The organism is Actinophytocola sp. KF-1, assembly GCF_054661535.1.
The window spans coordinates 675,430-692,975 of record NZ_BAAFVK010000002.1 but is presented as its reverse complement, the minus strand read 5'-3'; the positions used below and the strand labels follow the sequence as shown (position 1 = coordinate 692,975).

The 17,546-nt window shown below is 69.3% G+C and carries 17 protein-coding genes and 1 pseudogene; 4 read left to right on the top strand and 14 right to left on the bottom strand.

Annotated features, from left to right (window positions below; all coding sequences use genetic code 11):
- Positions 1-165: 165 nt before the first annotated feature.
- From ACYQ77_RS09085 to ACYQ77_RS09035, 11 genes are all read right to left on the bottom strand, one after another.
- Complete coding sequence (locus ACYQ77_RS09085) at positions 166-1,968, bottom strand: recombinase family protein (RefSeq protein ID WP_459709349.1); 1,803 nt, start codon at positions 1,966-1,968, stop codon at positions 166-168.
- Positions 1,969-2,116: 148 nt separating this feature from the next.
- On the bottom strand, positions 2,117-3,541 hold the full coding sequence (atpD, locus tag ACYQ77_RS09080; RefSeq protein ID WP_459709347.1) for a F0F1 ATP synthase subunit beta: 1,425 nt from the start codon (positions 3,539-3,541) through the stop codon (positions 2,117-2,119).
- Positions 3,541-4,491 carry a F0F1 ATP synthase subunit gamma gene (locus tag ACYQ77_RS09075; RefSeq protein WP_459709345.1) on the bottom strand — a complete coding sequence of 317 codons (951 nt, stop codon included), beginning with the start codon at positions 4,489-4,491 and terminating at the stop codon, positions 3,541-3,543. Before ACYQ77_RS09075 ends, atpD begins: the two co-directional genes overlap by 1 nt.
- 14 nt (positions 4,492-4,505) lie before the next feature.
- Positions 4,506-6,146, bottom strand: coding sequence for a F0F1 ATP synthase subunit alpha (atpA, locus tag ACYQ77_RS09070; RefSeq protein ID WP_459709343.1), 1,641 nt, complete (start codon positions 6,144-6,146; stop codon positions 4,506-4,508).
- A gap of 50 nt (positions 6,147-6,196) precedes the next feature.
- Complete coding sequence (locus ACYQ77_RS09065; RefSeq protein WP_459709341.1) at positions 6,197-7,039, bottom strand: F0F1 ATP synthase subunit delta; 843 nt, start codon at positions 7,037-7,039, stop codon at positions 6,197-6,199.
- Between the two features lie 24 nt (positions 7,040-7,063).
- Positions 7,064-7,606 carry a F0F1 ATP synthase subunit B gene (locus tag ACYQ77_RS09060; protein WP_459709340.1) on the bottom strand — a complete coding sequence of 181 codons (543 nt, stop codon included), beginning with the start codon at positions 7,604-7,606 and terminating at the stop codon, positions 7,064-7,066.
- A 28-nt stretch (positions 7,607-7,634) separates the two neighbouring features.
- Entirely contained in the window at positions 7,635-7,880 is a 246-nt protein-coding gene (locus ACYQ77_RS09055) for an ATP F0F1 synthase subunit C (protein ID WP_378058670.1), read from the bottom strand.
- Positions 7,881-7,954: 74 nt separating this feature from the next.
- Positions 7,955-8,737 (bottom strand): F0F1 ATP synthase subunit A, encoded by a 783-nt coding sequence (atpB, locus tag ACYQ77_RS09050; protein WP_459709338.1) that lies wholly within the window; start codon positions 8,735-8,737, stop codon positions 7,955-7,957.
- 210 nt (positions 8,738-8,947) lie between these two features.
- Entirely contained in the window at positions 8,948-9,478 is a 531-nt protein-coding gene (locus ACYQ77_RS09045) for a hypothetical protein (RefSeq protein ID WP_459709336.1), read from the bottom strand.
- The gene (locus ACYQ77_RS09040; RefSeq protein WP_459709334.1) at positions 9,475-10,620 is read right to left on the bottom strand and encodes a glycosyltransferase family 4 protein; all 1,146 of its coding nucleotides are present in this window, start codon (positions 10,618-10,620) and stop codon (positions 9,475-9,477) included. The genes ACYQ77_RS09045 and ACYQ77_RS09040 overlap by 4 nt, the downstream gene beginning before the upstream one ends.
- Before the next feature lie 4 nt (positions 10,621-10,624).
- On the bottom strand, positions 10,625-11,893 hold the full coding sequence (locus ACYQ77_RS09035; RefSeq protein WP_459709333.1) for a serine hydroxymethyltransferase: 1,269 nt from the start codon (positions 11,891-11,893) through the stop codon (positions 10,625-10,627).
- Positions 11,894-11,960: 67 nt separating this feature from the next.
- On the opposite strand from ACYQ77_RS09035, the gene ppk2 reads away from it, so the two are divergent.
- Both ppk2 and ACYQ77_RS09025 read left to right on the top strand, forming a co-directional pair.
- Entirely contained in the window at positions 11,961-12,734 is a 774-nt protein-coding gene (gene ppk2 / locus ACYQ77_RS09030; protein WP_459709331.1) for a polyphosphate kinase 2, read from the top strand.
- A 338-nt stretch (positions 12,735-13,072) separates the two neighbouring features.
- Positions 13,073-13,328: pseudogene (locus ACYQ77_RS09025) on the top strand (hypothetical protein); the annotation flags it as partial.
- 85 nt (positions 13,329-13,413) lie between these two features.
- Here ACYQ77_RS09025 and ACYQ77_RS09020 read toward each other — a convergent pair.
- A complete protein-coding gene (locus tag ACYQ77_RS09020; protein WP_459709329.1) occupies positions 13,414-14,037 on the bottom strand; it encodes a hypothetical protein in 624 nt (207 codons plus the stop codon).
- A 66-nt stretch (positions 14,038-14,103) separates the two neighbouring features.
- Between ACYQ77_RS09020 and ACYQ77_RS09015 the strand changes: the two genes are divergently transcribed.
- The gene (locus ACYQ77_RS09015; RefSeq protein WP_459709327.1) at positions 14,104-14,925 is read left to right on the top strand and encodes a hypothetical protein; all 822 of its coding nucleotides are present in this window, start codon (positions 14,104-14,106) and stop codon (positions 14,923-14,925) included.
- Positions 14,926-14,940: 15 nt separating this feature from the next.
- On the top strand, positions 14,941-15,591 hold the full coding sequence (locus tag ACYQ77_RS09010; protein WP_459709325.1) for an L-threonylcarbamoyladenylate synthase: 651 nt from the start codon (positions 14,941-14,943) through the stop codon (positions 15,589-15,591).
- Here the strand turns inward: ACYQ77_RS09010 and prmC are convergent.
- Together prmC and prfA are read right to left on the bottom strand one after the other, a co-directional pair.
- On the bottom strand, positions 15,575-16,426 hold the full coding sequence (prmC, locus tag ACYQ77_RS09005; RefSeq protein ID WP_459709324.1) for a peptide chain release factor N(5)-glutamine methyltransferase: 852 nt from the start codon (positions 16,424-16,426) through the stop codon (positions 15,575-15,577). The genes ACYQ77_RS09010 and prmC overlap by 17 nt on opposite strands.
- 13 nt (positions 16,427-16,439) lie before the next feature.
- Complete coding sequence (gene prfA / locus ACYQ77_RS09000; RefSeq protein WP_459709322.1) at positions 16,440-17,516, bottom strand: peptide chain release factor 1; 1,077 nt, start codon at positions 17,514-17,516, stop codon at positions 16,440-16,442.
- Positions 17,517-17,546: the final 30 nt, after the last annotated feature.

Below are 17,546 nucleotides of genomic sequence, written 5' to 3'. Positions count from 1 at the left end.
GAGGAGATCGCCGCGGTGGGGGCCGTGCTGCGCCGCATCGATGCTCGACGTGCTCGACGCGGCCAGCGGTCGCAACGGTGACCCTCCGCCAATGCGAACGGCGCGCCCCTCGGATGTCGAGAGGTGCGCCGTTCGCGGTGTTTGCGCTGCTGGAGATCGGCTGGGTTAGGTGAGTTGGCCCAGGGTGAGGGTGGTGCCGTCGGGGTAGACCAGGCGCAGGCGATTCCGGTCGAACACGCGGGGGCCGGGACGCTTGACGTACCTGTCCAGGTACAGGGTGGAGCCGCCCAGGGCTTTGGCGAGCATGGACCGGCGTTCGGAGTTGTCCGCGTCGTCCCACTGCGCTGCGATCGCTGCCGCCGGTTGGGCCTTGGTCGGCCCTTCGAGTGAGCCGCCTGACAGGGTCTCGCGTTCGGCGTAGAGCCGATCCAGGGCGTCCACGAGGGGTTTGTTGGCCTTGTCGAACGCGGCCATGGTCTTGAACTCCCGACGTCCCAACCGCTCGGACACCGCCTCCTGGAACTGTTCGTACTCGGCGATCTCGGCGTTGATCCCGGACAGCCGGTCCGCGACCTGCGCGCGTGCCGCCTCGACAGCGGCGGCGTACCTGTCGTCCGACAGGCGGATGATCACATAGGTCCGTAGTTCCTGGTCCACCGCGCGGAGGTCGGCGTTGACCTTGCCGCATCCCCGACGTTCCTTGTCGCAGGTGTAGTACTTCTTCCGCACCGGGATGTTCGCGCGCTGGGCGAAACGCTTCTTCACGCTGATGGACGCCTGCTGTGCCGCCGTTTCCAGGGCCGCGCAGATCGTGGCGTCACCAATCGTGGCGTCGGGCTGCTGCCATGAGGTGATCGTGCGCACGGTGACGCTAAGGTGGGCCGCGAACGCGGCGTCAGTCATCTCCAGGGCGTCCTGGAGAGCGCGGGCAAGCTGCGGCGTCCACGGGAGGTCGCGGTAGAAGCCGTCGCCGTTGCGAGCTGTGATCCTCGTGCCGCAGTCGGGCTCACCGCACCGGATGATCCCGGTACCGACGTACCCGGGGCCGACCTCTCCGGCGACGCGTCCTTTGCGGCGGGCGGCGTACTTGGAGCGCAACAGGTCGAACTTGCGCGGGTCCACGATCGGGTCACCCGGCATCGTCGCCACCAGTTCCCCATCGGACTCGATCAGTCCGGCGTTCGTGGCACGGGACAGCACCGACTTGACCGTCAACCGCACCCACCCACGGCCCTCCGCCGTGAACAAGCCTTCGTCGTTCCACTCCCGCGCGATCACCGCTTCAGAGATCCCCGACAACACCGCATCCGTCGCATCCACCAACGCGCGCCGTTCCCGCTCCACCAGAGCGTCCGGCACCATCGGCCGGTCATCGTCCGTCTCGCCCTCACCGGGCGTCCACGTCAGGTCACGGCCCGGCCACCCGAACCGGCGCGGCCCGCCGATATGCCCGACTCCGTTCTCTCGGAACGTGCGGAACCGGCGCTTGATCCGCCGCGACGTGTCATCCGACGACCGCGCCGCGTGCGCGACCTCAATCCGCAGGATGAACCGGTCATCCGGATCCGTCAGATCACGCGAACCGTGCGCACTGACGACCAGGAACCCCTTGTCCGCCAGATCGATCAACTTCTCCAGATCACGCGGTTGCCGGAACAGGCGGTCGGAGTGCCACACCACGATCCCGTCCGACGCACCCGACGCCACCCGCTCCAACAGCTTCGTCCACCCGGGGCGGCGCACGTTCTTCTTCCACGCCGACAACCCGTCGTCCAACTCAAGGCCCAGCGTGCCGCCCAACCGGTCAATCACCTTCCGGTTGTCCGCCCACTGCGTCTCGATCTTCTCGAACTCACCCGTCGTCGGGTTCTTCGACAACCGCCCATACGAGTCAAACACCGGCACAGGCGGCGGCACAGCCGGTACACCTGCGCTCTGACCTGCGCTAACGTTCTTCCGTATCCCCATGCACCGACTCTATGTCGGCAAATAGGAGTTCGCCTAGCGGCCACCACCGACAGAACCGGGTGGTCAGTGGAGTTGTCCACAGGGGCCGGGAACGGCGAACGCCGCGCCCCCGGATGGGAGCGCGGCGTTCGCGTGGCAGGAGGTGCACCTACTTCTTGGTGATCTCCTTGTACTTCTTCTCCAGGTCCTCCAGGCCACCGATGCCCAGGAACGCCTGCTCCGGGTAGTGGTCGAAGTCGCCCTTGGTGATCTTGTCGAAGGCTTCCACGGTCTCCTCGCGCGGGACCGTCGAACCCGGCTGGCCGGTGAAGGCCTCGGCGACCAGCATGTTCTGCGACAGGAAGCGCTCGATGCGGCGGGCGCGCTGCACCGTCAGCTTGTCCTCTTCGGACAGCTCGTCCATGCCGAGGATCGCGATGATGTCCTGCAGTTCCTTGTACTTCTGCAGGATGCGGATGACCTCGGACGCGACCGCGTAGTGCTTGTCGCCCACGATGGCCGGGTCCAGGATGGTCGACGTCGACGCCAGCGGGTCCACCGCCGGGAAGATGCCCTTCTGGAACACCGACCGGGACAGCTCGGTGGTGGCGTCCAGGTGGGCGAACGTCGTCGCCGGGGCCGGGTCGGTGTAGTCGTCCGCGGGCACGTAGATCGCCTGCATCGAGGTGATGGACCGGCCCTTGGTGGAGGTGATCCGCTCCTGCAGCTCACCCATCTCGTCCGCCAGCGTCGGCTGGTAACCCACGGCGGAGGGCATGCGACCGAGCAGGGTCGACACCTCGGAACCCGCCTGGGTGAAGCGGAAGATGTTGTCGATGAACAGCAGCACGTCCTGGTTCTGGACGTCGCGGAAGTACTCTGCCATGGTCAGCGCCGACAGGGCGACCCGCATGCGGGTACCCGGCGGCTCGTCCATCTGACCGAACACGAGCGCGGTGTCGTTGATGACGCCGTCCTCGCTCATCTCCAGGAAGAGGTCCGTGCCCTCACGGGTGCGCTCACCGACACCGGCGAACACCGAGGTGCCACCGAAGTTGCGGGCCACACGGGTGATCATCTCCTTGATGAGCACCGTCTTGCCCACGCCCGCGCCACCGAACAGACCGATCTTGCCACCGGTCACGTACGGGGTCAGCAGGTCGATGACCTTGAGGCCGGTCTCCAGCATCTCGGTCTTGCCCTCGAGCTGGTCGAAGGCCGGCGGCTTGCGGTGGATCTCCCACTTCTCGAAGTCCGACGCGTAGCCGGGCTGGTCGAGGCACTCGCCGAGGGCGTTGTAGACGTGGCCCTTGACCTTCTCACCGACCGGCACGGAGATCGCGGCGCCGGTGTCGAGCACCTCGGCACCGCGGACCAGGCCGTCCTGCGGCTGGAGCGAAATGGTGCGCACGAGGTTGTCGCCGAGGTGCTGGGCGACCTCGAGGGTCACCGTCTTCTTCAGCTCCTCGAACGTGATCTCGGTCTTCAGCGCGTTGAACAGGCCGGGCACCTGGCCACGGGGGAACTCGACGTCGACCACAGGACCGGTCACCCGCACGATGCGGCCCTTGGCGGCGTTCTCGGTTGTCGTCATCAGTCTTCACTTCCTACCGAGGCGAGTGCGTCCGCACCGCCGACGATTTCGCTGATCTCCTGGGTGATCTGGCCCTGACGTGCCTGGTTGGCGAGCCGGGTGTACGTCTTCACCAGGTCGTTCGCGTTGTCCGACGCCGACTTCATGGCGTTGCGCTGCGCGGCCAGCTGCGACGCCGCCGACTCCAGCAGCGCGGCGTAGATCCGGGTGTTGATGTACTTCGGCAGCAGCGCGGAGAGCAGCGCCTCGGCACTGGGCTCGAACGAGTAGGCCGACGGGATGATGTCGCTCTTCGGGGCCTCCGCGCCTTCCTCGGCGTACTCCACCTCGAGCGGCGCGATCCGCTTGGCCACCGGCACCTGCGACAGCATCGAGCGGAACTCCGTGTACACGATGTGCAGCTCGTCGACGCCGAGGATGCCGTCGGCACCCGCCTCGTCACCCTCGTCGTCGGCGCCCGCGTTGAAGGCGGCGACCAGGGTCTTGCCCGCCTCCGCGGCGTTCTCGTACCGCGGCACCTGGGTGAAGCCGGTCCAGCTCTCCTCGACCTTGCGGTCGCGGAACCGGTAGTACCCGACGCCCTTGGCGCCCATCACGTACAGCACCGGCGTCTTGCCCTGCTCGCGCAGCAGCGACTGGAGCTCCTCGGCGGCACGCAGCACGTTGGCGTTGTAGGCACCGCAGAGACCCTTGTCGCTGGTCACGACGAGCACGCCGACCCGCTTGGGGTTGGGGCGCTCGGTGAGCAGCGGGTCGTCGAGCGTGGTGGCTGCGCTGGCCAGCGCGGAGAGGACCTTGGTGATCTCCTCCGCGTACGGCCGGGACGCGTCCACCCGCGCCTGCGCCTTGCTGATGCGCGACGTGGCGATGAGCTCCATCGCCTTGGTGATCTTGCCGATGGACTTGGTCGCCCGGATCTTGGACCGTAGTTCGCGAAGTTGTGCGGCCATCTACTTCCGTCCGGTCAGCTCTTCGGGGCCGGGCGGTTGACCTTGACGGTCTCCTGCCCGACCTCGTCAGCGGCCATGGCCTCGGCCTCTTCCTGGTTGAGGGTCTTGCCCTCGGAAGTGGTGAAGCCCTTCTTGAACTCCTTGGTCGCGTTGACGGCCCGCTCGGCGAGGTCGTCGGTCCACTTACCGGTGTCCCGGATCTCGGCGAGGATGCCCTCGTGCTTGTGGCGCAGGTTCTCCAGGAGCTCCCGGTTGAACCGCGCGACGTCCTCGACCGGCACGTCGTCGTAGTGGCCGTTGGTGCCGAGGTACACGGTGACGACCTGCTGCTCGACCGGCACCGGCGAGTACTGCGGCTGCTTGAGCAGCTCGTACAGGCGGGCACCGCGGTCCAGCTGGGCGCGCGACGCGGCGTCGAGGTCGGAGGCGAAGGCGGCGAACGCCTTGAGCTCCTCGTACTGCGACAGGTCGATGCGCATGGAGCCGGAGACCGACTTCATGGCCTTGATCTGCGCGGCACCACCCACGCGGGACACCGAGGTGGTCACGTCGACCGCCGGGCGCTGACCCGAGTTGAACAGGTCGGACTGGAAGAAGCACTGCCCGTCGGTGATGGAGATGACGTTCGTCGGGATGTAGGCGGAGATGTCGTTCGCCTTGGTCTCGATGACCGGCAGACCGGTCAGCGAACCGCCACCCAGCTCGTCGGACAGCTTCGCGCAGCGCTCCAGCAGGCGGGAGTGCAAGTAGAAGACGTCGCCGGGGAACGCCTCGCGGCCCGGCGGGCGGCGCAGCAGCAGCGACAGGGCGCGGTAGGCCTCGGCCTGCTTGGTCAGGTCGTCGAACACGATCAGGACGTGCTTGCCCTGGTACATCCAGTGCTGGCCCAGCGCCGAGCCGGTGTAGGGGGCCAGCCACTTGAAGCCCGCGGAGTCGGACGCCGGGGCGGCGACGATCGTGGTGTACTCCAGCGCGCCGTTGTCCTCGAGCGCCTTGCGCACGGACGCGATCGTGGTGCCCTTCTGGCCGACCGCGACGTAGATGCAGCGGACCTGCTTGTCCGGGTCGCCGGACTCCCAGTTCGCGCGCTGGTTGAGGATCGTGTCGACGCAGACCGCGGTCTTGCCGGTCTTGCGGTCGCCGATGATCAGCTGGCGCTGGCCGCGGCCGATCGGGGTCATCGCGTCGATCGCGGTGATGCCGGTCTGCAGCGGCTCGCCCACCGGCTGCCGCTGGACCACCGTGGCGGCCTGCAGCTCGAGGGCGCGGGTCTCGTCGGCGGCGATGTCGCCGAGGCCGTCGAGGGGCTGGCCGAGCGGGTCGACGACGCGGCCGAGGAACGCGTCACCGACGGGGACCGAGAGGATCCGGCCGGTCCGCTTGACCTCCTGGCCCTCCTCGATCTGCTCGTAGTTGCCGAGGATGACCACACCGATCTGGCGCGGTTCGAGGTTCTGCGCGACCCCGAGAATCCCGCCAGGGAACTCGAGGAGCTCGTTTGCCATGGTCGAGGGCAGGCCCTCGACGTGCGCCACGCCGTCACCGGTGTCGACGACGAGGCCGACCTCCTCCCGGTTGACGTCAGGCGAGTAACTGGACACGTAGTTGTCGATCGCACTGCGAATCTCGTCCGACGAGATCGTCAGCTCCGCCATGTCGTTCCCGCTCCTACCGTCTGTGTCTAACTCAAGAAGTTCGTGGTGTGCTAGCCCGCGAGGCGCCGGCGCAGCTCGTCGATGCGGCCGGTGGCGCTGCCGTCGATGACCTCGTCGCCCACCTTGATCACCAGGCCGCCCTGGATCTCCGGGTCGACCTCGACGTGCAGCGCGATCGGCCGCGAGTAGATGCGCTGCAGGGTGGCGGCGAGCCGCTCCTCCTGCTGTGCGGTCAGCGGGACCGGCGCGACCACCGTGGCCACGGACCGCTCACGCCGCTTGGCCGCCTCGGCGGCCAGCTCACCGAGGCCGGTGACGACCGCCCGCCCGCGCGGGGTGGTCACCAGCTGCTCGACCAGGCGGAGGGTGACGCCGTCGGCCTTCTCGCCGATCAGGTCGCGGACCAGCGCGGCCTTGCTCGCGGGGGGCGCGGTCCGGTCGGACAGCGCCCGCTCCAGCTCGCTGTCGGCGGCGACGATCCGGCTGAACCGGAACAGCTCGTCCTCCACCGCGTCCAGGCGGCCCTCCTGCTCCGCGTGCACGAGCAGTGCGGTGCGGCCCAGGTCGTCGAGGCCGTCGACCAGCTCACGCGGTGTCGACCACCGCTCGCCGACGGCCGCCGTCAGCACCTCCAGCGCCTGCGCGCTGACCTTGCCGGACAGCAGCTGGGTCAGCAGTGCCTCGCGGCGCTCCCGCTCCGCCGACGAGTCACCGAGCACGCGGCGCAGGCCGATCTCCCCGTCGAGCAGCCGCACGACGGAGAGCAGCTCGTCACCGAGCTGCTCGGCGGACACGCCCTTGGCCCGCGCGGCCGGCTTGGCGCTCAGCACCGCGAGCAGCTTCTGCTCTGCGGTGGCGAGCGCCTCGCGGCTCGCGGCGTGGAACAGCGTCATCGTCAATCCCGTCCTCGAAGGGCCTTAGTTCCGCGCCGAGACCGAGTCGAGCTCGTCGAGGAACCGGTCCACGGTGCCCCGGCGGCGCGCCTCGTCCTCGAGGGACTCACCGACGACCCGGCTGGCCAGCTCGACCGCGTGGCGGCCGAGGTCGGCACGCAGCTCCGCGACGATCTGAGCGCGCTGGGCCTCCAGCTGTGCACGCCCCTGCGCCACGATACGTGCGGCTTCCTCCTGCGCCTGGGCGCGGAGCTCCTCCTTGATCTGCTCCGCCTCCAGCCGGGCGTCGTCCCGGATGCGCGCGGACTCGGCACGGGCCTCGGCGAGCTGCGCCTGGTAGGTCTCCAGCGCCTCCTCGGCCTTGGCCTGGGCCTCCTCGGCCTTCTTGATGCCGCCCTCGATCTTCTCGGTGCGCTCCTTGTAGAGCGCCTCGAACCGCGGGAACGCGAACTTCTGCAGCACCCACAGCAGCAGCAGGAACGCGACCAGACCGAGGATGATCTCGGAAACGTGCGGGATGATCGGGCTCGGCTCTTCAGCGGCCAGCACGACCGTGGTGTTCAGCATGGTGTCTCCCGGAGCTGAGGAAGGTTGCTCAGGCGGAGGCGATGAAGAAGAGCACCAGACCGATCAGCGCGAGGACCTCGACCAGCACGAAGGTCTGCCACGCGATGCCCATCAGCTTGCTCTGGGCCTCCGGCTGGCGGGCGGTGCCGTTGATGACCGCGGCGAAGATGAGACCAACGCCGACGCCCGGGCCGATCGCACCAAGGCCGTAACCGATGAGCGAAAGGCCCTGGTTCAGGTTGATGGTCTCCTGGGCGAGTTGAATGGCGCTCACTTGTTTTGTTTCCTTCCAAACTCGGTCCGCGAGGGATTTCGCGGATCGGGTGTATGCCTTTGTCGTGGTGAAACTCAGTGGTCCGCGGACAGGGCGGCGCTGATGTAGTTCGCCGCCAGCAACGCGAAGATGTACGCCTGCAGGACCTGGATCAGGGCCTCGACGAACGTCATCGCGATGGCGAACGCCCACGAGACCACCGAGACCGGCTTCAGGGGGCCACTCGCCTCGAGCAGCAGGTACTGGCCCGCGAGCGTGAACACGATCAGGATCAGGTGACCGGCGAACATCGCGGCGAACACCCGGATCGCGTGCGTCAGCGGGTTCATGAAGAACTTCACGAACGCCTCGACCGGGACCAGCAGCAGGAGCACCGGCTTCGGCACGCCCGGCGGCACGAGCTGGTGCTTGATGTGGCCGACGAAGCCGTGCCTGCGAATGCCGATGTAGTGCCACAGCGGGTACACGACCAGCACCGACAGCGCCAGCGGGAAGCCGATGTGCGAGAACGTCGGGAACTGGATCAGCGGGATGAGCCCGAAGATGTTGTTCACCAGAACGAAGGTGAACATCGTGACGATCAGCGGCACATAAGGCGCGAAGTCCTTGGAGCCGATCAGCTCCCGCGCGATGTTGTTGCGGCCGAAGTCGTACACCGATTCGGCGACGAACGAGAAGCGGCTCGGCACCACTGTCAGGCGACGCGAGGCCATCAGGAAGAACAACGCGATGATGATCACGGACAGCACCACGAGCAGCATCGGCTTGGTGATGCCCAGGAATATGGGAGGGAGATTGAAGTCACCCGCACCCGGCGGTACGAACTCTCCACCCTCTGCTAGCCACAGCGCCCGCAACTGGGCTCCTTCCGGTTCTCCCGGCCGGCAGATTCACACCGCCGGGGGAATCGTCACGATCAGGACGTAACGTACCCCAGCCAGCCCGCGCACCTGTCAGCGGCACCCCTGCTCGTGAGGGGTGCGCCCTGGGCTTGTGAACCGAGGTACAAGCGCACCCTATCAGCCGCTCCGGGCCATAGAGAACGCGCGTACTACTTGGTAGGGGATCTACTGGTCGTCGTCGTTGATGATCAAGGTCGGCAGCTTCGTGCGGCGGAACGCGACGGTGTCCATCGCGGCCCAGACGACCACCACCGCGAGCATCGTGAACGCCAGCGACTTGGTGTGCAGCCACGTGATCTCGCGCAACACCATCAGCACGAGCAGCAGGATGATCATCTTGCCGATGAACCCGCCGAGCGCGCCGGTCATCACCATCATCGGGTTCTTGTCGGCCGTCTTGCGCATCAGCCACCACGTGGCCAGTGACGACGCGACCGCGACGAGCGCGCCGATCAGCGCCGCGACGCCGCCGCGCGCGCCGAACATGACACTCGCCACCACGATGCCGATGACCGCGGTCACAGCGGACGGCCAGATCGCGTACCGCAGCATGGCGTCCGCCAGCCGCGTGACCGCCTCTCCGTGCGTTTTCGGCAGGTCGGTCTGAATGCCCAGGTCAGCGGCGGTCGGCCCGGCCTGGTCCTGCTCTGTCTCCTCGGTACTGATGTTCGCTCCGCAAGCTTCGCTCAACCTCATCTGGCCCTGAGTCTAGGGACGACCGAGACGATCAGTGCGATCAGGAGTCCGATACCGATCCCCCACACCACCGCGAGCGCGTCGAACAGGCTCAACGCGACCGTCCCGAACGCCAGCACGGCGGCCCACAGGTAGATCAACAGGACGGCCCTGCGCTGCGAGTGACCGATCTCCAGCAGCCGGTGGTGCAGGTGCATCTTGTCGGCGTGGAACGGCGAGAGGCCCTTGCGGGTGCGCCGCACCACCGCCATCAGCAGGTCCAGCACCGGCACGAACAGCACCGCGGCGACCACCAGCAGCGGCGACAGCAGCGCGATCGTCTCGGTGCCGTCGAGGCTCAGCACCTTGCCGGACGCCGACGTGCTCGCGCCCGCCATCATCAGGCCGATCAGCATCGAGCCGGAGTCGCCCATGAAGATCTTCGCCGGCTGGAAGTTGTGCGGCAGGAAGCCCATGCACGCGCCCGCCAGCGTCGCGGCGATCAGCGCGGGCGGGTAGTAGGTCACGTCGCCGCCGGACTGGTCCAGCAGGTGCAGCGAGAACGCGCAGGTCGCGATGGCCGAGATGAGGCCGACACCCGCGGCGAGGCCGTCGAGGCCGTCGACGAAGTTGATCGCGTTGACCATCGTGACCACGAGCAGCACGGTCAGGATCGCGCCCTGGTTCTGGTCGAGGATCAGCAGCGAGCCGCCCGCGCCGTTGCCGCCCCACGGCACCCAGAAGATGATCCACTGCAGGCCGAGCAGCACGAGGATGCCCGCGCACGTCGTCTGACCGGCGAGCTTGGTGACCGAGTCCAGCTCGAAGCGGTCGTCGAGCATCCCGATCACCATGATCAGGCCGCCGCCGAGCAGGATCGCCGTGGGATCCAGCGAGTAGTCGAACGCGCGGCGCAGCACCGGCAGCTGGTGGGCGAGCAGCATGCCCCCGCACACGCCGAGGTACATCGCGAGGCCGCCGAGCCGCGGGATCGGCACGGTGTGCACGTCGCGCTGCCGCGGGTAGGCCACCGCGCCCCAGCGCAGCGCGAGCCGCCGCACGAGACCGGTGAACAGGAACGTCAGTACCGCCGTGGTCAGCCCGACGAGCAGGTACTCCCGGATGGGGAGACCGGCGGGCTGGAAGTTCTGTGCCAGGTCCACGGGGTCAGTCCCGGGGGTAGGCGGGGTGCGCGGCGGTGAGGTGCCCGACGGCCTCGGCGACGGCGGCGTGGTCCGGGCTGCCCGGCTCGGCGCGGACCGCACGCCCGATCAGCCGCGCGATCTCGGCCATCTCCGGCTCGGCCATGCCCTGCGTGGTCACGCACGGTGAACCGATCCGGATGCCGGACGCGGTCGCCGGGGGCGCCGGGTCGAACGGGATCGCGTTCTTGTTCAGCGTGATGCCCGCGAGCCCGCACCGCTTCTCGGCCTCGGCCCCGGTGACGTCGAGCGGCCGCACGTCCAGGAGCGCGAGGTGCGTGTCGGTGCCGCCGGACACGACGCGCATGCCCTCGGCTTCGAGGCCCTTGGCGAGCGCGGCGGCGTTGGCGACGACCTGCGTGGCGTACCCCTGGTACTCGGTGGTCGCGGCCTCCTTCAGCGCGACGGCCTTGGCGGCGACCGCGTGCATCAGCGGCCCGCCCTGGCCGAACGGGAAGACGGCCTTGTCGATCGCCTTCGCGTGCTCGGCCTTGCAGACGATCATCCCGCCGCGCGGCCCGCGCAGGACCTTGTGCGTGGTGAACGTGACGACGTCGGCGAACGGCACCGGCGAGGGGACGACCTTGCCCGCGACGAGACCGATGAAGTGCGCGGCGTCGACCATCAGGATCGCCTCGACCTCGTCGGCGATCGCGCGGAACGCGGAGAAGTCGATGAGCCGGGGGTAGGCGGTCGCCCCGGCGATGATCATGCGCGGCCGGTGCGCGAGCGCGAGGTCGCGGACCTGGTCGTAGTCGATCAGCTCGGTGTCCTGCCGCACCCCGTAGGAGACGGCCTCGAACCACCGCCCGGAGAAGTTGACCTTCGAGCCGTGCGTGAGGTGCCCGCCCTGCTTGAGGTCCATGGCGAGGACGACGTCGCCCGGCTCGCAGAACGCGGCGTAGGCGGCGAGGTTCGCGCTCGCGCCGGAGTGCGGCTGCAGGTTGGCGTGCTCGGCCCCGAACAGTTCCTTCGCCCGGGCGACCCCGATCTCCTCGGCGACGTCCACCTGCCCGCACCCGCCGTAGTAGCGGCGTCCCGGGTAGCCCTCCGCGTACTTGTTGGAAAGCGTCGACCCGAGCGCGGCGAGCACCGCGGGACTCGTGAGGTTCTCGCTGGCGATCAGCTGCAGCCCGCCGCGGAGGCGGTCCAGCTCACCGAGCACCACGTCGGCGATCTCGGGATCCGTAGCGGCCAGCGAATCGAAGTCCGGGCCCCAGAACGGCGTGTTCACCCCTGCTGCTTCTCTCTCGTGGCAGTTTTGCCGGGCCAGGCTACCGCGAGCGGGTTACGGTCCGTGGGTGACCAAGCTGAACTACGAGCAGGAGCTGGCCCGCCTGCACCTGGAGCTGGTGAAGCTGCAGGACTGGGTCAAGGCGAACGGCCTGCGTGTGGCGGTGTTGTTCGAGGGCCGCGACGCCGCGGGCAAGGGCGGTGCGATCAAGCGCATCACCGAGCCGCTGAACCCCCGCGTCTGCCGGGTCGCCGCACTGGGCACCCCCACCGAACGCGAGAAGACGCAGTGGTACTTCCAGCGCTACGTGGCACACCTCCCCGCGGCGGGCGAGATCGTGCTGTTCGACCGGTCCTGGTACAACCGCGCCGGCGTGGAACACGTCATGGGGTTCTGCACCGAGGCCGAGTACGAGGAATTCCTCCGTGCGGCCCCGGAGTTCGAACGCATGCTCATCCGCTCGGGCATGATCCTGGTGAAGTACTGGTTCTCGGTCTCCGACGAGGAACAGGAAAAGCGTTTCCAGGAACGCATGCGCGACCGGACAAAGCGGTGGAAGATATCGCCGATGGACCTCGAAGCCCGGCGACGCTGGTTCGACTATTCCAAGGCGAAGGACGTGATGTTCGCCCACACGGACGTCGAGGATTCCCCGTGGTGGGTCGTGGAGGCCGACTCGAAGAAACGGGCCCGGCTGAACTGCATCTCGCATTTGCTGAGCCAGGTGCCGTACGAGGACGTCGAGCCGCCGGAGCTGGAACTCCCACCACGCGGCCCGGAGGATCCCGACTACCGCCGCCCCCCGAAGCGATCGATGCGCTACGTCCCGGCGCGCTATTGATCCGCGCCCACCGTCCTTTCGGGACGCCCGGTCCCGTGACGCGTGGGTGCGCCGCCCGCACCATCCGCCGCCACCGAACACCACGGAACGGAAAACCCCGGCACCCCGCACCCGCAAATGGTCCTGGGCGGGACAAGATCAACCGCGGCCTCCGGCCCCCGAACGCCAGCGTACCGGCGACCACCGACAAAACCGGCCGCGTCATCCACCGGCGTCGCCGGAACCAGACCACCGGCAAACCCGCGCCGACAAGACGTGGCCGTCCGCAGACCCGACGCCTCCGGCCCCCGAAATCCAGCCTGGGTGACGTCTCGTGAGTCGGGTGGTACTCGGAGTGGATCGTCCCGTTCACCGGCTTGCAGCCGGGTCAGTTCCGCAAGCTGGTCGCGGTCGTGGCCGAACGGGGTGGACCGGTGATCGCGGACGGCCGGGCGGACCATGGAGCCCGCGGTTGCCGGACCGTGTCCTGCTGGTCGCGATCGACGCTGACACCCCCGCCTCGTGATCGCCACCGGCGAGCCGCAGCCAGGGAACCGGAACGACTGCACGGTCTGTCGCGAGTCCGGCATCGAGCAGCAGCTCGCCGGGCGGCCCGCGACGACACCGCGTCCGGCATCGCCTGCCTGCGCAACATCGCGTTCGTGCGCGCGAACCGAGCCGGTGGACCACTCGTCCGGGCTCAAGGCCGGGAATTGGCGACCATGGCGTCGTAAACGGGCTTCATCCGCGACCAGCGCTCCGCCGGAGCGGACGCGAACACGAAATACTCGACCCCGTCGACGAGCCAGTACAACGCGTGCACCCGCTGCACCCCGCGCCCGTCCCGGTGCTGGAACTCCCACTCCACCGCCGGGTGCCCGCCGTAGGTGGCCGAGTTGAGGTCCAACCGCCGGTACGCGACCGTCCGTGACGCGAAACCGGACTCGTACGCCACGTGCACCCGCACGATGTCCGACGACGCCGCCCGCGCCCCGCCGAACCCGACGACCCGCGCCGGATCGGAGGGGTCCACCGCCCGCAGCGCGCCGGGACTGCCCGCCGACACCGCGCGCCACCCGTCGGGGATTACCGTCGACAGGCCCTCGGGACCGGGCACCCGCTGGAAGCCGGCGGGCGCCGAACTGGACGCCACCGTCGGCGAGGCGCCGTCCGACGAGACGTAGGTGGCGGGGTCCTCGACACCGGCGGCGTCGTTCTTGGGCATGGTCAGCAGCACCGCGCCGACCGCCGCGCTCACCACCAGGTAGGCAGCGGCGAACGCCCACGCGACCCAACGCGAGCTGAGCGACCTGACGCTCGCCACCAGTTTCACCTCTGCAACCCCCCGACACGGGTATACCGAGAGTAACGTGCCTGCCGAGGTGATCCAATGCTTCGAGCGTGGCAGGACGTGATCGTCAAGTGGCGACTGGTGCCGGACGACCAACCTGTCGATCAGCCGGAAGCCCGGCTGCACGCGGATCGTGGCCGGTCGGCGCTGGTGGCCGGGCGGCTCGACGAGGCCCTCGCCGAGTTCGAGGCCGCCGCGGAGTTGCGGGACGATCCACTCGATCGGGTGGGTGTCGGGGACGTGTTCCTCGCGCGTGGCGGGTGGCGCGACGCCGAGGAGAGCTACCGCTCCGCGCTGTCCGCGGGCGGGCTGGGCGCGTTGCTCGCCAAGGTGGGGCTCGCGCAGGTGCAGATCGGGCAGGGGCAGGCGGCGGGGGCCGTGGCCGACCTCGAGCTGCTCGTCGCCGACCGGCCAGGGGACCCGACGCTGCGGTACTACCTGGCGGGCGCCTGGTTCTCGGCGGCCGAGCAGTGCCGGTCGCGGACCGCGGACGACGTCCTCGTGATCACCAGTGAGGCCCAGCTGCGGATCTGCGAGGACGCGGCACGGCGGATCCTCGCGCTCGAGACCGGCGACCTGGAGCTGGAACGCGGCGCGCGCCAGCTGCTGTCCGAGGTGGCGGCGGGCAGGCGCTGGACCTGGTCACCGGAGGGCATCGCGGTGAGCCTCGCGGTGCTGATCGTCGCGCTCGGGCTGATCACCGTGGTGGCGGGCGGGCTGCTGGACAACGTGGTGCTGGTGGTCGTCGGCGTGCTGGCCGGCGCCGCGCTGCTGTACGCGGTCGTGTTCCGCTTCCGGCGGCAGACGTGGCGGCGGCGGGCCGACGAAATGGCCCCGCACATCGTCAGACCCGGCGTCTAGCTAGAGTTCGTGCCCGTGAGTGTCGTGTACGACTGCGCGCGGGAACCGGACCGCACCGACGGGCTCGCGGCTGCGGCCAGCGCCGTGCGTGCCGGGCGGCTCGTGGTGATCCCCACCGACACGGTGTACGGCATCGGCGCGGACGCGTTCTCGTCCACCGCCGTGCGGTCGCTGCTGGCCGCCAAGAACCGCGGCCCGGACATGCCGGTCGGGGTGCTCGTCGGCTCCTGGTCGACGATCGACGGGCTGGTCCTGTCGGTGCCCCGCTCCGCCCGCCTGCTCATCGAGGCGTTCTGGCCCGGTGACGTGTCGATCGTGCTGCCGCACGCGCCGTCGCTGTCGTGGGACCTCGGCAACACCAGCGGGACCGTGATGCTGCGGATGCCGCTGCACCCGGTGGCGATCGAGCTGCTGCGCGAGGTCGGGCCGATGGCCGTGTCCAGCGCTAACGTGTCCGGCAAGCCGCCGGCGGCGACCGCCGACGAAGCGCGGACACAGCTCGGCGAGTCCGTCTCGGTGTACCTCGACGGCGGACCGTCCGGCGACCCCGTGCCGTCGACGATCGTCGACCTGTCCGGCGACGAGCCGGTGGTGCTGCGCGAGGGCGCGGTGCCGGTCGCGGCGATCTCCGAGGCGCTCGGCTCCGAGGTCAGGACCACTTCCTGAGCGCGGTCGCGAACCGCGGCCTGCCCGCCAGGTCGTCGTGGTCCTCGACCGACGTCAGCACCTTCCTGGTCGCCAGCAGTTCCGGCACCGACTCGCGCTGGGTGTCGTCGTGCTCGATGGCGACCGCGCCGCCCGGCTTCAGGAGCCTGGCCGCCAGGTTGACCACGTGCCGGATCACGGTGAGGCCGTCGCTGCCCGCGAACACCGCCTTGAACGGGTCGTGCTCCCCCACCTCGGGCGGCACGACCGTGCCGAGCGGCACGTAGGGCGGGTTGCACAGGACCAGGTCGACGCGCGCGTCGAACTCGGTGAACAGGCCGGGGTCGGTCACGTCCCCCGCGTGCAGCCGGACCGGGCTGTCCGCCATGTTGCGGCGGGCCCACGCGAGCGCCGTGTGGTCGACCTCGACCGCGTGCACCTCGGCGTCCGGGCGCTCGGCGGCGACGGCCAGGGCGAGCGCTCCGCTGCCCGTGCACAGGTCCACCACGAGCGGGTGCTCGCGGCCTTCGATGAACGCCAGCCCCCACTCCAGCAGCAGCTCGGTCTCCGGCCGCGGCACGAACACGCCCGGGCCCACCTCGAGGGTCACCGCGCCCATCGCCGCCCAGCCCAGCAGGTGCTGCAGCGGGACGCGCTTCGCGCGCTGGTGCACGAGCTGGCCGATGGCCGCCACGACCTGCCGGTCCACCAGCGGCGTCAGCATCAGCTTGCCGCGGGGCACGTCGAGGACGTGGGACGCGATCAGCTCCGCGTCCGCACGCGGGGACGCCACACCGGCGTCGGCGAGGATGCGCTCGGCCTCCATGATCGCGAGGCGCAACGGCTGTCTGCTCACGGGCGAGAGCCTGTCACGAGGACTGGTGCGCGGCGAGTCGTTCGTCCCGGTCGGCGGTCGCCAGCGCGTCGAGCACGCCGTCGAGGTCGCCGTTCAGCACCTGGTCCAGGTTGTAGGCCTTGTAGTTCACGCGGTGGTCGGAGATGCGGTTCTCCGGGAAGTTGTAGGTGCGCACCCGCTCGGAGCGGTCGACGGTGCGGACCTGGCTGCGACGGGCGTCGGCGGCCTGCTTGGCGGCCTCCTCCTCCGCGAGCGCGGCCAGCCGGGCCTTCAGCACCTGCATGGCGCGCGTCTTGTTCTGCAACTGACTGCGCTCGTTCTGGCAGGACACCACGATGCCGGTCGGCAGGTGCGTGATGCGCACGGCCGAGTCGGTGGTGTTGACGCTCTGGCCGCCCTTGCCGGACGACCGGAACACGTCGATGCGCAGGTCCTTCTCGGGGATCTCCACGTCCTCGGCGGCGTCCTGCACGTCCGGGTAGACGAGGACGCCCGCGGCGGAGGTGTGGATGCGGCCCTGCGACTCGGTGGCGGGGACGCGCTGCACGCGGTGCACGCCGCCCTCGAACTTCAGGCGGGACCACACACCGTCGGCGACGGGGGTCTTGGAGCGGATGGTGACGGTCGCGTCCTTGTACCCGCCCAGCTCGGTCTCGGTGCCGTCGAGCACCTCGGCGGACCAGCCGTGCTTCTCCGCGTACCGCAGGTACATGCGCAGCAGGTCACCCGCGAACAGCGCGGACTCGTCGCCGCCCTCACCGGACTTGATCTCCATGATGAGATCGTCGCCGTCGTGCGGGTCGCGCGGCAGCAGCAGCTCGGTGAGCTTGTCCTCGAGCGCAGGCACCTTCTCCGCCAGCGCGGCGGCCTCCTCGGCGAACGCCGGGTCCTCCGACAGCTCCTTCGCGGTGGCGAGGTCGTCGCGGGCACGTTCCAGCTCACGCAGGGTGCGGACGATCGGGGTCAGTTCGGCGTAGCGGCGGCCCAGCTTGCGGGCACGGGCCTGGTCGCCGTGCACGGCGGGGTCGGCGAGTGAGCGCTCCAGCTCCTCGTACTCGCCGAGCAGCTCACCGAGCGATGACGCGTCCACTGTTGGTCCCTCTCGTGACGTAGACACGAA